This is a genomic window from Streptomyces sp. NPDC046261, assembly GCF_040646235.1.
Taxonomy (GTDB): domain Bacteria; phylum Actinomycetota; class Actinomycetes; order Streptomycetales; family Streptomycetaceae; genus Streptomyces.
The window spans coordinates 174,892-187,625 of the sequence record NZ_JBEYZU010000010.1 but is presented as its reverse complement, the minus strand read 5'-3'; the positions used below and the strand labels follow the sequence as shown (position 1 = coordinate 187,625).

General features: G+C 72.9%; 12 protein-coding genes. 3 read left to right on the top strand and 9 right to left on the bottom strand.

The window, feature by feature from the left end; all coding sequences use genetic code 11:
* Positions 1–13: 13 nt before the first annotated feature.
* Positions 14–1,072, bottom strand: a complete 1,059-nt coding sequence (locus tag ABZ956_RS20080) for a DegT/DnrJ/EryC1/StrS family aminotransferase (RefSeq protein ID WP_361895124.1) — start codon at positions 1,070–1,072, stop codon at positions 14–16.
* 14 nt (positions 1,073–1,086) lie between these two features.
* Complete coding sequence (locus tag ABZ956_RS20075) at positions 1,087–2,463, bottom strand: glycosyltransferase (RefSeq protein ID WP_361895121.1); 1,377 nt, start codon at positions 2,461–2,463, stop codon at positions 1,087–1,089.
* A 222-nt stretch (positions 2,464–2,685) separates the two neighbouring features.
* Between ABZ956_RS20075 and ABZ956_RS20070 the strand changes: the two genes are divergently transcribed.
* Complete coding sequence (locus ABZ956_RS20070; RefSeq protein WP_361895118.1) at positions 2,686–3,108, top strand: secondary thiamine-phosphate synthase enzyme YjbQ; 423 nt, start codon at positions 2,686–2,688, stop codon at positions 3,106–3,108.
* Positions 3,109–3,138: 30 nt separating this feature from the next.
* On the opposite strand, the gene ABZ956_RS20065 is transcribed toward ABZ956_RS20070, so the two are convergent.
* Both ABZ956_RS20065 and ABZ956_RS20060 read right to left on the bottom strand, forming a co-directional pair.
* On the bottom strand, positions 3,139–3,621 hold the full coding sequence (locus ABZ956_RS20065; protein ID WP_361895115.1) for an Lrp/AsnC family transcriptional regulator: 483 nt from the start codon (positions 3,619–3,621) through the stop codon (positions 3,139–3,141).
* Between the two features lie 77 nt (positions 3,622–3,698).
* Complete coding sequence (locus ABZ956_RS20060; protein WP_361895162.1) at positions 3,699–5,201, bottom strand: FUSC family protein; 1,503 nt, start codon at positions 5,199–5,201, stop codon at positions 3,699–3,701.
* A 354-nt stretch (positions 5,202–5,555) separates the two neighbouring features.
* Here ABZ956_RS20060 and ABZ956_RS20055 point away from each other — a divergent pair, with 354 nt between their 5' ends.
* Complete coding sequence (locus ABZ956_RS20055; RefSeq protein WP_361895112.1) at positions 5,556–6,644, top strand: lactonase family protein; 1,089 nt, start codon at positions 5,556–5,558, stop codon at positions 6,642–6,644.
* 126 nt (positions 6,645–6,770) lie between these two features.
* On the opposite strand, the gene ABZ956_RS20050 is transcribed toward ABZ956_RS20055, so the two are convergent.
* From ABZ956_RS20050 to ABZ956_RS20035, 4 genes are all read right to left on the bottom strand, one after another.
* Positions 6,771–7,715: a hypothetical protein gene (locus ABZ956_RS20050; protein WP_361895109.1), complete on the bottom strand. Its 945-nt coding sequence runs from the start codon at positions 7,713–7,715 to the stop codon at positions 6,771–6,773.
* 106 nt (positions 7,716–7,821) lie between these two features.
* A complete protein-coding gene (locus ABZ956_RS20045) occupies positions 7,822–8,811 on the bottom strand; it encodes a BadF/BadG/BcrA/BcrD ATPase family protein (protein ID WP_361895106.1) in 990 nt (329 codons plus the stop codon).
* A 119-nt stretch (positions 8,812–8,930) separates the two neighbouring features.
* Complete coding sequence (locus tag ABZ956_RS20040) at positions 8,931–9,605, bottom strand: uracil-DNA glycosylase (RefSeq protein WP_361895103.1); 675 nt, start codon at positions 9,603–9,605, stop codon at positions 8,931–8,933.
* A 91-nt stretch (positions 9,606–9,696) separates the two neighbouring features.
* Entirely contained in the window at positions 9,697–10,791 is a 1,095-nt protein-coding gene (locus tag ABZ956_RS20035; RefSeq protein WP_361895101.1) for an NADH:flavin oxidoreductase/NADH oxidase, read from the bottom strand.
* Positions 10,792–10,928: 137 nt separating this feature from the next.
* Here ABZ956_RS20035 and ABZ956_RS20030 point away from each other — a divergent pair, with 137 nt between their 5' ends.
* The gene (locus ABZ956_RS20030; RefSeq protein WP_361895098.1) at positions 10,929–11,294 is read left to right on the top strand and encodes a helix-turn-helix transcriptional regulator; all 366 of its coding nucleotides are present in this window, start codon (positions 10,929–10,931) and stop codon (positions 11,292–11,294) included.
* 26 nt (positions 11,295–11,320) lie between these two features.
* Here the strand turns inward: ABZ956_RS20030 and ABZ956_RS20025 are convergent, their stop codons facing one another.
* Complete coding sequence (locus ABZ956_RS20025; protein WP_361895095.1) at positions 11,321–12,661, bottom strand: FAD-dependent oxidoreductase; 1,341 nt, start codon at positions 12,659–12,661, stop codon at positions 11,321–11,323.
* Between the last annotated feature and the right edge of the window lie 73 nt (positions 12,662–12,734).

The following is a 12,734-nucleotide window of genomic DNA, read 5'->3' as shown; positions in this document are numbered from 1 at the left end:
CCGGAGCGTGCGGTCAGCTCGCGCCGTAAAATTCACGGATCTTTCCGATCACGAAGTCCTGGTCGTCGGCGGTCAGACCGGTGTGGGTGGGCAGGTACAGTCCGTCCTCCGCGAAGCGGTTCGCGTTCAGCGACGGCCAGTGCGGGGCGAGGTATTCCGGCTGCCGGCTCATCGGCTTGAAGAACACCCGGGTCTCGATGCCCGCGTCCGCGAGGAACGCACGCAGTTCCTCCCGGCGTTCCGCACGGATGTCGTACATCCACAGCACGTCCCGCGGCGGCATCAGGGTGATACCGGGAATGCCGGACAGGCCCTTGTCGTAGCGCTCTTCTATCTCCGCGCGGGTGGCCAGGATGTCGTCGAGCCGCTCGGTCTGCGCCAGGGCGACGGCGGCCTGCATGGCCGTCATCCGGAAGTTGTAGGCGACCTTCTTGTGCAGGAAGTTGTGTTCCTTGCTGAAGGCCATGCCGCGCAGGTGGGCGAGCTGCCCCGCCAGCCGCGGATCGTCGGTCAGACAAATGCCGCCCTCGCCGGAGGTGATGATTTTGTTGGCGAACAGCGAGAAACAGGCGATGTCGCCCACGGGCCGCACGCCATGCGCTTCGGCGGAGTCCTCGACCACCCTGAGGTTGTACTGGAACGCGATATCCATGATGGCGTCCATGTCGCAACGCCGGCCGTAGATATGGACGGGCATGATGGCCTTCGTCCGCGACGTGATCTTCTCCTCGATACGGGTGACATCGATGTTGAGATCGTCCGCGCAGTCCACGAACACGGGCGTCGCTCCCGTGTAGGTGACGGCCCACGCGCTCGCCACCATGGTGAACTCCGGCACGATCACCTCGTCGCCCGGGCCGATGCCCAGCGCCCGCAGCGCCAGGGTGAGGGCCGCCGTCCCCGAGGAACAGGCGACGCCGTGCGCGATTCCGTTGTATTCCGCGAACGCCTCCTCGAACCGCCGCACATACGGCCCCTGGGAGGAGATCCACCCGTCCCCGATGGTGCCGGTGACGTACTCGAGTTCTCGCCCGTCGAGATGGGGCCGGGAAACGGGATACTTGAACGACATGGATATCTCCCTTGTCATGCCAGAGCGGGAAGGCCGAGGATCAGGTCCGCCGCGGTCTGCCGGCCGCCCGCGGCCCGCTGCAGCGCCCCGAGCCGTTCCGCGTTCTCGCGGAACGAGGGGTCGCCGAGGACCCGGGTGAGCTTGTCGACGACATCGTCGGGGGCGATGGTCTGGGGCCGGTCGAGCGTGAGGCTGATGCCGAAATCCCGGCCCCGGACCGCCTGGTCGAAGCAGTCGACCCACAACGGCCGCACCACCAGGGGCTTGCCGAAATAGACGCCCTCATGGAAGCCGTTGCCGCCGCCGTGCGTGAAGAACACCTTGACGTTGCGGTGGGCCAGGACATCGAGCTGCGAGGGCACCCAGCTCTCGATGCGCAGATTGCCGGGCAGCGATTCGGCCGGCGGCAGCAGATGCTGCTGTTCCTCCGGCAGCTTCCACAGGATCTGGTGCTCGCCGTCCAGCCGCCGGGCGACCTCCACCAGCGCGCCGACCTGCTCCCGCGTCAGCCGGGTGATCGTGCCGAAGCCCATGTAGACGACGGACGACTGGGCGTCCAGCCAGCGGGAGAGTTCCCCGTCGTCCTCGGTCTCCGGGAGCGGCGGCATCATCGCACCGACCAGGCGCACCTTTTCGGGTATCTCGAACGGATAGTCCAGCTCGGCGATCGAATTGCACAGGACCATCTCGGCCTTGTCGATGCGCGTCATCGGGCTGGGCGCCGGAAGGCCGAGTTCCTTGCGGATCCGGCCGTCCTCCTGAAGCACCTTTCCCATGGCGGGGTTGAAGAACAGCCCCATGGTCCGCAGCTTGAACAGCTCGTTCTGCAGCCGCTGCACCATGTTCATCCGCCCCGGCAGACCGGAGTGCGGGACGGGGAAGTCCCGCGGCGTGTAGCCCTTGGCGAACGGATTGAGCGACGTCAGCACATTGCTGGCCACGAAGGGCACGCTCAGCACGAACGGAATCTTGCGCGTAAGGGCCAGGTCGACGGCGAAGGCGCTCACACAGTCGATGACCATCAGCGCCGGCCGCACCTCGTCGACGACCGCTTCGAGCCGCCGGTACTTCTTCGCCTGCAGGGCGGGCTTGTAGGACTGCTTGATGACCGCGCGGTGCGCCTTGAAACGCGACGCCTGGGTGACCTCGCGGTAGACATCGTCGGGCCAGCTCACCGCCGACAGCTCCGGGATCACCTCGCCGAGCGAGGCGAATTCGACCGGTGACTTCACCGCCAGGTTCTCCACCTCGCCGCGCCGGTTGTCATCGGTGGCGAACCAGAGGTCCTCGACACCCCGGCGTGACAGCTCGGCCGCCAGCACGAGCAGCGGATTGAGCAGCCCGCTTTCCGGAAGGCTGACGAACAGGATCGGCCGTCGGACGGGGTCCATGGGTGTCCCTTTCAAGGTGGCTGCCGGGGCTCGACGAGCCATGTGCCCCGGGCGCGTGTGGCCGCACCCCAACTTGATCTCACGCCCGGCGCCGGGAATTCCTTAGACCTTCTCCCCGGGCCTTCTCCCACAAGGTGAACGGGCCCCCGCAGACGAGGCGCGTGCGAGTGCGGCGGCCCGTCGCCTTGCCGTCACGGCGGCGCACCGGGTATGCGGTGGACCATGACCGACACCTTCACCACGCGCACCCTCGAGATCACGACCGGATCCCGCGAGACCGTGCACGACCTCACCGACGCCTGCGCGGAATTCCTCCGCGAGGCCGCCCACGGGCGCGACGGCCTGCTGAACGTCTTCACGCCCCACGCCACTGCCGGCCTGGCCGTGATCGAGACCGGCTCGGGCAGCGACGACGACCTCCTGGCCGCCCTGCACGACCTGCTCCCGGCCGACGACCGTTGGCGCCACCGCCACGGCAGCCCCGGCCACGGCCGCGACCACGTCCTGCCCGCCTTCGTCCCGCCGCACGCCACACTGCCGGTGATCGCCGGCAGGCTGGAGCTCGGGACCTGGCAGTCCGTCGTCCTGGTCGATACGAACAGGGACAACCCGCAGCGGCGGGTGCGGTTGTCCTTCCTCGGCTGAGAGGCCCCGCCGCAGCGGACTGACGGGCCGTCAGGAAGGTCGCTGGGCCGCGCGCCCCACGGCGTCCACCAGGGGGACCATCCGGAAGGGCACACGCTCGCGCAGCACCATCTCGGTGCGGGTGCGCACCACGCCCGGCAGCTGGACCAGCAGCTGGATCACGTCCTCCAGGTGCGCCGCGTCCCGCGCGACGACCCTCGCCATCAGATCACCGCCCCCGGTGATCGAGAACGCCTCGATGATCTCCGGAACGTCGGCCAGCGCGTTCGCGACCGTGTCCAGATGGCCCTGGGTGACCTCTATGTGCACGAACGCCAGCACGGGGTGGCCCAGGGCGGCGGGGGACAGGCGCGGCCCCGTGCCGGTGATCACGCCGTCGCGCTCCAGCCGGTCCAGCCGGGCCTGGAGCGTGCCGCGCGCGATGCCCAGCAGGCGCGCGTACTCGCGCACGCTCGTGCGCGGCTGCTCCAGCAGCAGCCGCAGGATCCTGGCGTCCAGCGCGTCCACGGCCATGGGCCATCGGCTCCCTCATGATCGAGATTCCGGGCCCCGAACTGTACCAATGGTCCTGCAGGGAACGCCGCCGTGGCTCAGGCGCCGGCCAGCGGCGGGCGGCGGCTGCTCAGGAGGGGCGCGGCCAGCTCGGCGAGTGCCCTCTCCAGGTCGTGCAGATGGGCCAGGGCCCGTTCGGCGCCCGGGTGGTGCTGGGGAGTGGCCGTGGCGAAGTCCGCGGCCGGGGCGGCCGGCGACCCGGCCGGTACGAGGGCGTGGAGCGCCTCCTCCACCCGCTGGCAGGCCGCCATGAGCCGGGCGTCGTGCGAGGCGTCGGGGTCGGCGGCGACCGCCGCCAGACCGCGCGCCTGGTGGACGCAGTCGTCGAGGTGCGCCATGACCTGCCGCGCCCGTTCCCGGCGCTCCCGCAGGGGGCTGAGCGGGTGCAGCAGCGGGGCGAGGGAGATCCGTACCCTGCCGAGGAGGAGTTCGAGCTCGGCGACGTGCGGGGCGGGGTCGGCGGCCTCGTCGCCCGCCAGCCGGCGCGCGGACGTCGCCGTGCAGTGCCGTACGGACACCAGGGCGCGCCGGATCCAGGCGTCGGTCGCGGCGTGCGTGGTCACGGGCAGCACGACGGCGACGGCCACGGCCGCACCGAGGGCGCCCACGAGGGTCTGCTCGAAGCGCAGCGCCAGCAGACCGGGGTGCAGCACGCCGAGGAGCCCGTACAGCAGGCCGGCCATGACGGTCACGAAGAACATCATCCAGCTGTAGGAGAGCGCCGCTGTATAGAAGATGCCGAAGACACAGGCGCCCACGAGGGCGGCGGTGGGCCCGGGCGCGCCGTGCAGCGGCACGGCGACGACCAGCCCGACGGCGATGCCGGCCAGCGTGCCGACGACGCGGCGGAAGCCGCGTACCAGCGTCTCGCCCCGCGAGGAGGTGTTGACGAAGATCCACCAGGCCGTACCGACGGCCCAGTACCAGCGCTCGTCGGAGATCGCCTGCCCGACGCCGAGCGCGACGGCGCAGGCGAAGGTGTTCTGGAACGCCTGCCGGGTGGTGGGACGGGCAAGGCCGCGCGCCGTCGGCGGAGCGGGCGCCACCGGGGGCGGCGTGCGGCGCTCGAAGCACCACAGACAGAAGCGGACGAGGGAGGACGCGGCGAGCGCCATGGCCATGGCCGCGTACAGCTCGGGCAGCTGACCCGGCACGGCGTGCAGGAACTGCGCCATGAAGAAGGTCATGAACGCGAAGATCCCCAGGGCATGGCCGCGCGGACCCCAGCGGCGCGCGTAGACGCCGGCGAAGACGACGAGAAGGAACACGGCGTCGCGTACCAGGGGATAGCCGTGCAGCGCCGCCGCGAGCGCCAGCACCGGGAAGCCCACGACGGGCAGCCACGCGGTGGTGACGGCCTGAGCGGAGACCTTGGCGTCAGTGACCGTGAAGAGCGCGAGCAGCGCGGCGAGGCCGCCGGCGATCGCCGCGGTGAGCGAGTGGGTGGCCAGGTCGCAGACGGCGACGGCCAGCCCGACGCCGAGAACGGCCCGGGCCGAGCTGCGCAGCCGCAGCCGGCCCGGGTCCGGGGCCACGAACATCCTCTTCAGCAATCTCTTCCGGCTCCCTGCGCCTCAAAAGAAAGAGGCGCCGCGGGATCCGCAGCGCCATCGACGGGATCATCAAACCATCCGGGAACCCGCTGGCTCAAGGGAACCCCGAAAGACTGTGCCATTGGCGCAGTCTCATGGCCATCGGGTGCGCCATGGAGGGCCAACGGCCCTGCGAACCGGGACATCGTGCGGCGGGCCCCTCGCCACCGACGCCCTGAGCGCGGTGCCTCAGGGTCGCGGGGTCCGGGGCAGGCCACTGTCAGTGGCTGCGTGTAGCGTCGTGTGCACACAGTGATTCGACGGCTACGGGCTTCGGCGGGCCCGACGGGGAGGGCGGCAGCGATGACCGGCACTGAGCAGGGCAGCCAGGGCAGCCAGAACGGATACGGCGCGCGGCGGGGCCGGTGGGCGTACATCGGCTCGTTCACCGAGGCGGGCGGCCCCGGGCTCACCGCCGTGCGGGTCGACGCCGGCACGGGCGCCCTGACGCCCGTGCACTCCACCGACGCCGTCGTGAACCCTTCCTACCTCGCCCTGTCGCCCGGCGGCGACGTCCTCTACGCGGTGAGCGAGACCGACGAGGGGGCGGCCGCCGCCTTCTCCCTGGCGGACCCCGCGCGGCCCGAGCCGCTGGGGGTGCCGGTTCCGGTGCTCGGCGACGGGCCCACCCACCTCGCGCTCACCGGCTCCTGGCTGCTCACCGCCAATTACGGCTCCGGCAGCGTCAGCGCGCTCCCGGTCCGCACCGGGGGAGGGCTCGGAGCGCCGTCGGCGGTGCTCGCGCACCGCGGCCGAGGGCCGGTGGCGGACCGGCAGGCGGGGCCGCACGCCCACGCCGTCGTGCCCGATCCCTCCGGGCGGTGGCTGCTCTCGGTGGACCTGGGCACCGACTCGGTGTGGACTTACGCGCTCGATCCGCTCACCGGTGCCCCGAGCCCGCACCGCGAGGAGCGGCTGCGGCCCGGCAGCGGTCCCCGGCACCTCGTCTTCCACCCGCGGGGCCACCGGGCCTACGTCCTCAACGAGCTCGCCCCCACCGTCACGGTGTGCGCGTGGGACGCGGCCACGGGCACGCTGGAGCCTCTCGGTGAGACGCGGGTGCTGCCCGCCGACGCCGGGCAGCCCACGTATCCGTCGGCGCCCGTCGTCTCCACCGACGGGCGCTTCCTCTGGGCGGCCAACCGTGGCCACGACAGCATCGCCACGCTCGCCCTCGACGCCCCCGGCGACAGCCTCGAGCTCCTCGGCACGGTCGGCTGCGGCGGCCACTGGCCCCGCGATCTGACGGCGCACCCGGACGGCCGTCTGCTGTACGCGGCGAACGAGCGCTCCGGGGACGTCACCTGGTTCACCGTCGACCCGGACACCGGGATACCGGCGCGCGCCGGCTCCCTCGGGATACCGGCGGCGTCCTGTGTGCTCTTCACCTGAGCCCGATGAGCCCGATGAGTCCGACGGCCGGCCCCGGGGAGCGTGCGCCCCGGCGCGGCCCCCGGACAAGCCCGGAGGGGCCTCCGGACAACGGAAGCCCCTCTCGTACGGGTCTGCGGACGCGCGTCAGCGCACCGGCGCGCCCTGCAGCGACGGCTGGGTGGCGATGCCGAGGGCGGCCGCGTACTTGGCCAGTGCCAGCTTGCCGATCGCGGGGTACGCGCCCAGCGGCTCGGCGGCCGAGCAGCCGGCCTCCTTCGCGGCCATGGCCGTCAGCGTCTCGTCGACCTCGGGGCCGATGAGGCAGGGGGCGAGCGCCAGGTTCCGGGAGCCGGAACCCCGCAGCTGGTCGGCGGCGCGGGCGACGGCGCCCTCCTCGTCCAGGGCGGCGGCCAGCACCGGCACCGCGAGGCGGGCGGAGAGCAGCATGCCGGTGATGCCGGCGGCCTGCACGGCCTCCTCGCCACCGACCGTCGCCAGGACGATGCCATCGGCGGCCGTTGCGACTGTGAACAGTCGGGCGCGGTCGGCGCGGGCGAGCCCGGCCTCGGAGAGGCGCACGTGCAGCGCCTCGGCGAGCAGCGGGTGCGGACCGAGCGTGTCGGTGAGCTCGCTGGCCGAACCGCTGTTCATGACGGACTGACGTATCCGCCGCAGCACCGCGCTGTCCGGACCGGCCAGGAGCGGCACCACGACGGCGTCGGGCGCCTGGGCCCAGGCGTCGGCGGCGCCGTCGGCGTCCTGCGCTTCACCGGCTTCGCTGGTGCGAGCGGCGCGCTGGGAGGCCGCGTAGGCGAGGACGGCGTCCAGCGCGGGGAAGCCCTCGGTGTCCCCGTCGACGTCGATGTAGCCGATCCGCGCGTCCAGGCCGGGGAGCTCGGAGCGGGCGATGCTCAGGGACTCCTCGGCGAGGCGGCGGGTGGCGACAGTGGGCGTCCCGGGCACGGCGAGCACCAGCGGGGGCGCACCCGCCGGAGCGGCCGCCGGCTCCGGCCGCCGGTGCCGTCCGGGCTGGCGGGGACGCGGCATTCGTACAGGCAGGCCATTCGCGGGCCCTGTGGGGGAGCTCATGGCGCCGCATGTTAGCCGTTCATAGGACTCGGACGTTCGAGTGGGGGTAACTGAACAGCGTCTGTCCGGATTTATTCATCGGTTCGCGCGATAAAGACGGATGTGATCAGCAAACGACGCTGAGCAGCATATCGTCGATGGGGAAGGCCAGACTGTCGGTCGCCAAAGCCCGGGCCACGTGCAGCGCGCCTGCCAGTGGATCGCCCGCGGCGGTGGTCTGCCGCACCTGGGGAAGTTGCTTCTGCAACTCCTCGTGCAACGGTATGAGGAGGGGCTTGCCCATCCGGAAGACCCCGCCGGTGAGCGCGACTTCGCGGCGGCCGTGCGCGAGCGGTGGTGGGCAGGCGGCCGCGGCGGCCTCGGCGATGTGCCGGGCGGCGGTGCGCAGGATGCCGGCCGCGACCGGGTCCTGGGGTGCGCACCGGCCCACCTCCGGGGCGAAGGAAGCCAGGAGGGCCGGCCGGTCGGAGCGCGGATAGAGCGTGGCGGGGAGCGCCGGCGCCGGACCGAACGCGGCCTCCAGGCGGGCCAGCAGCGCGTGCGAGCCGCCGGCGCGGCCGTCGTAGGCGCGCATCGCCGCCTCGAGCCCCGCACGCCCGATCCAGGCGCCGCTGCCGCAGTCGCCCAGGAGATGGCCCCAGCCGTCCACGCGCCGCCAGCCGCCCCGCGGCGTCAGGTCGGTGCCGAGCGCGACCAGCCCCGTACCGGCCGCCACGACCACGCCCGGCCGCTGCCCGAGGGCGCCCGCGTAGGCGGTCACGGCGTCGGAGGCGAGGGCCAGCCGGCGCGCCCCGAGCTCCTCGCGGAGCGCGTCGGGCAGGACGGCGCGCAGGTCGTCCCCGAGGGTGGACATGCCGGCGGCGCCCACGCAGACGGCCTCGCACCGGCCGGAGCCCGCCGTGCGCAGCAGTTCACGGGCGGCGGGCAGCACGCGGTCGAGAAGGCCCCGTGCGTCGATGCCCCTGCCGCCGGTGCCGACCGGCACCGGCGAGGACCAGGCGAGCGCCTCGCCCGTGCCGTCGGCCCGGGCGAGGGCGACCCGGATGCCCGAGCCGCCCGAGTCGACCCCGAGGATCCGGCCGGATATGGAGCCCATGCGTCCCGTCACCCGGACCCGTGGGCGCCGGGTGTGCCGGCGGGCCGGACGGCCACGGCGGCAACCGTGCTCGTACGAAGCGACATGGCGGGCACCCTACCGCCGGCCGTGGCCCGGCGTCAGGGGAGCTGCCAGTCCACCGGGGCCGAACCCTGCCGTGCGAGCAGGTCGTTGGCCCGGCTGAACGGCCGCGAGCCGAAGAAGCCGCGGTCCGCGGACATGGGGGAGGGGTGCGCGGACTCCACGCACGGGATCCCGCCCAGCAGCGGGCGCAGATTGCGCGCGTCACGCCCCCACAGCACGGCGACCATCGGCTTGCCGCGCTCGACCAGAGCGCGGATCGCCTGCTCGGTGACCTCTTCCCAGCCCTTGCCGCGGTGCGCGGCGGGCTTGCGCGGCGCGGTGGTCAGCGCCCTGTTGAGGAGCAGAACGCCCTGCCGGGTCCACGGCGTCAGGTCCCCGTTGGACGGCCGGGCCAGCCCCAGGTCGGTGTGCAGCTCGCGGAATATGTTCTCCAGGCTGCCCGGCAGCGGCCGCACCTCGGGTGCGACCGAGAAACTCAGGCCCACGGCGTGCCCGGGCGTGGGGTAGGGATCCTGACCCACGATCAGTACTCTTACGTCGTCGAACGGTTGCTGGAAAGCGCGCAGCACGTTCGCGCCCGAGGGCAGATAGGTCCGGCCCGCCGCGATCTCGGCGCGCAGGAAGTCGCCCATCGCGGCGATCCGCCCGGCCACCGGCTCGAGTGCCTTGGCCCAGCCAGGTTCGACGATCTCGTTCAAGGGTCTAGCCACGGAGCGTCACTTTACTGGCTCAGCGCGTGCCCGTACGAACGCGGCCGCCGGGCGCCGGCCGGAAGGCGGCGCCCGGCGGTGTCGTCCGGCCTCAGATGGCCCAGGCGTACTGGTTCGGGACGGGCGTCTCGCCGCCCAGCGCGCTCGCGGCGCGACGGGCCCAGGAGGGGTCGCGCAGCAGTTCGCGGCCCAGCAGGACCGCGTCCGCCCGGCCGTCGGCGACGATCTCCTCGGCCTGCTGCGGATCGGTGATCAGGCCCACCGCGGCCACGGGCAGCCCGGCCTCCTCCTTCACGCGCTGGGCGAACGGCACCTGGTAGCCCGGGGTCACGGGGATGCGGGTGCCGGGGGCGAGGCCGCCGGTGGAGACGTCGAGAAGGTCGACGCCGTGTGCCCGCAGTTCACGCGCGAGACGGACGGTGTCATCCGCCGTCCACCCCTCGCGGGGGTCCTCGGGGTTCTCCGTCAGCCAGTCGGTGGCCGAGACGCGGAAGAACACCGGCAGTTCCTCGGGCCACTCGGCGCGGATGGCGTCCACGACCTCCAGGGCGAAGCGGATGCGGTTCTCGAACGAGCCGCCGTACTCGTCGGTGCGGTGGTTGCTGTGCGGGGAGAGGAACTCGTGGATGAGGTAGCCGTGGGCGCCGTGCACCTCGACGACCTCGAAGCCGGCCGCCCGCGCCCGTCGCGCGGCGGCACCGAACTTCCCCGCTATCTCCTTGATCTGCGCGACGGTCAGCTCCTCGGGCACCGGGTGGCCGTCCTTGAACGGGACGGGGCTCGGGCCCACCGGCTGCCAGCCCTCCTCGGGGCCGACGGGCTCGCCGCCACGCCAGGGCCGGTCGGTGGCGGCCTTGCGGCCGGCGTGGGCGAGCTGGATGCCGGGCACGGTGCCCTGTTCCTTGAGGAACGTGGTGATCCTGCGCAGTGCCTCGGCCTGGGTGTCGTTCCACAGGCCCAGGTCGGCGGGGCTGATGCGGCCTTCCGGGCTGACGGCGGTCGCCTCCAGGAGGATCAGGCCGGTGCCGCCGGCGGCACGGGAGGTGTAGTGCGAGAAGTGCCAGTCGTTCGCGACTCCCGCGTCGGGGCCGAACACCTCGGCCGAGTACTGGCACATCGGTGCCATCCAGACGCGGTGGGGGATGGTCAGCGACCGCAGGGACAAGGGCTGGAACAGGTTGCTCACGACAGGCTCCGTTTTCGAGTTCGAGGCGTGGTCGGCTTCGCTCTGCTCGTACGATAACCCTCGTACTACGATGAATGTCAAACTACGATGGTCCTCGTACAATGGAGCCGCCCACGCCGCCCGCAGAAGGAGCAGCCATGACGACACGGACCAGCCGCTCCCTCGAGCACCCCGCCCGGGACGAGATCCGCCTCGAGGACGTCCTGCACGCCCTCTCCGACCCGATGCGGCTGCGCATCCTCCAGGCGCTGGCGGCCGAGGCGGAGGCCGAGCAGTCGTGTTCGGTCTTCGACCTCCCGGTCAGCAAGTCCACCACCACGCACCACTTCCGGGTGCTGCGCGAGAGCGGTGTGATCAACCAGATCTACCGGGGGACGGCGAAGCTGAACTCCCTGCGCCGCGACGACCTCGACGCCCTCTTCCCCGGACTGCTCGACAGCGTCCTGGCGGGCTACGCGCGCCAGAGCGCCCGGCTCGGCGCCGGCGAGGCCCACGGGCACTGACCGCCCGGAGCCCGGGCGGCGGGAATTCAGCCGCGTCCGCGGGCCGCCGCCAGCAGCCCGTCCCAGTCCGGGATCTTCACCGTGCCCCGGCCCAGCCGCTGCCCGAGCGCGGCCTCCGCCGCCTCGATCCCCAGCCAGCCCGGCCACGGCACCGGCTCCTGCCCCGCCACCCGCAGCGCAGCGACCGGATCGGCCGGAAGCGGGCGCCCCGCGAAGGCGCCGGCGTCGGCCAGCAGCGAGGCCACCGTCTCCTTGGCGCACGAGCGGTTGGTGCCGATCACCCCGGTCGGCCCGCGCTTGATCCAGCCCGCCACGTACTCGCCGGGCGAGGGCACGCCGTCGCGCAGCACCCGCCCCCGGTCGTGCGGGACGGTGCCGTTCCGCGCGTCGAACGGCAGACCCGGGATCGGTACTCCCCGGTAGCCCACCGACCGCAGCACCAGCTGGGCCTCGATCTCCTCGAACCGCCCCGTCCCCACCACGCCCCCGCCCCCGTCCGGTTCCGTGCGCTCGAACCGCACCGCACGCACCGCGTCGTCGCCGAGCAGCGCGACGGGCCGCAGGAAGAACCGCAGCCGGATCCGCCGCCCACGCCCCCGGTCGGCCTCCCGGGCCCAGCCCCGCAGCACCTCCACATTGCGCCGGGCGGCCGTCGGCAGCCCCGACGCGTCCGCCCACGCCGGGTCCAGGGCCGCCTCCGCGCCGTCCACGAGCGCCTCCGCGCCCGGCAGCGCCCCCAGCTCGCGCAGCTCCTTCGTCGTGAACTTCGCCTGCGCCGGGCCGCGCCTGCCCACCATGTGGATCTCCGTCACCCGGCTGTCCGCCAGGGCCGCCAGCGCCGCGTCGGGCACGTCCGTGGCCCGCAGCTCGTCCGCGCCGCGGGCCAGCACCCGGGCCACGTCCACCGCCACGTTGCCGACCCCGATGACGACGGCCGACCGGGCCCCCAGAACGAACCCGCCGGGTGCCGCGTCCGGGTGGGCGCTGTACCAGGAGACGAACTCCGTGGCCGAGAAGCTCCCGGGCAGGTCCTCGCCGGGGATCCCCAGCCTCCGGTCGGTCGCCGCGCCCACGCAGTAGACGACGGCGTGGTAGAGGTCCAGCAACCGCCGTGGCGCGAGCCCGTCGCCCACCCGGACGTTGCCGAGGAAGGTCACGGCCGGGTGCTCGAGGGCCTCCCGGAGGTTGTTCTGCAGCGACTTGATCTTCTCGTGGTCGGGGGCCACCCCGTAGCGCACCAGCCCGTACGGGCAGGGCAGCCGGTCCAGCACATCCACGGTCACCCCGGGGACGTCCCGCTGCTGCACCAGGGCCTGGGCAGTGTAGACCCCACTGGGTCCCGATCCGACGACTGCGACGCGAAGCACGGAGGGCTCCTTCCCGCGAGTGCGTCCAGGATCCCACCGGGAGCCGCGTTGCGGGAGGTGCGACGTCCGCTCG

Coding starts and splice junctions, on each gene's coding strand:
- ABZ956_RS20055 (WP_361895112.1), top strand. CDS start 5,556: ATGACCGGCACTGAGCAGGGCAGCCAGGGCAGCCAGAACGGATACGGC.
- ABZ956_RS20045 (WP_361895106.1), bottom strand. CDS start 8,811: ATGGGCTCCATATCCGGCCGGATCCTCGGGGTCGACTCGGGCGGCTCG.
- ABZ956_RS20030 (WP_361895098.1), top strand. CDS start 10,929: ATGACGACACGGACCAGCCGCTCCCTCGAGCACCCCGCCCGGGACGAG.
- ABZ956_RS20075 (WP_361895121.1), bottom strand. CDS start 2,463: ATGGACCCCGTCCGACGGCCGATCCTGTTCGTCAGCCTTCCGGAAAGC.
- ABZ956_RS20060 (WP_361895162.1), bottom strand. CDS start 5,201: ATGTTCGTGGCCCCGGACCCGGGCCGGCTGCGGCTGCGCAGCTCGGCC.
- ABZ956_RS20050 (WP_361895109.1), bottom strand. CDS start 7,715: ATGAGCTCCCCCACAGGGCCCGCGAATGGCCTGCCTGTACGAATGCCG.
- ABZ956_RS20065 (WP_361895115.1), bottom strand. CDS start 3,621: ATGGCCGTGGACGCGCTGGACGCCAGGATCCTGCGGCTGCTGCTGGAG.
- ABZ956_RS20070 (WP_361895118.1), top strand. CDS start 2,686: ATGACCGACACCTTCACCACGCGCACCCTCGAGATCACGACCGGATCC.
- ABZ956_RS20080 (WP_361895124.1), bottom strand. CDS start 1,072: ATGTCGTTCAAGTATCCCGTTTCCCGGCCCCATCTCGACGGGCGAGAA.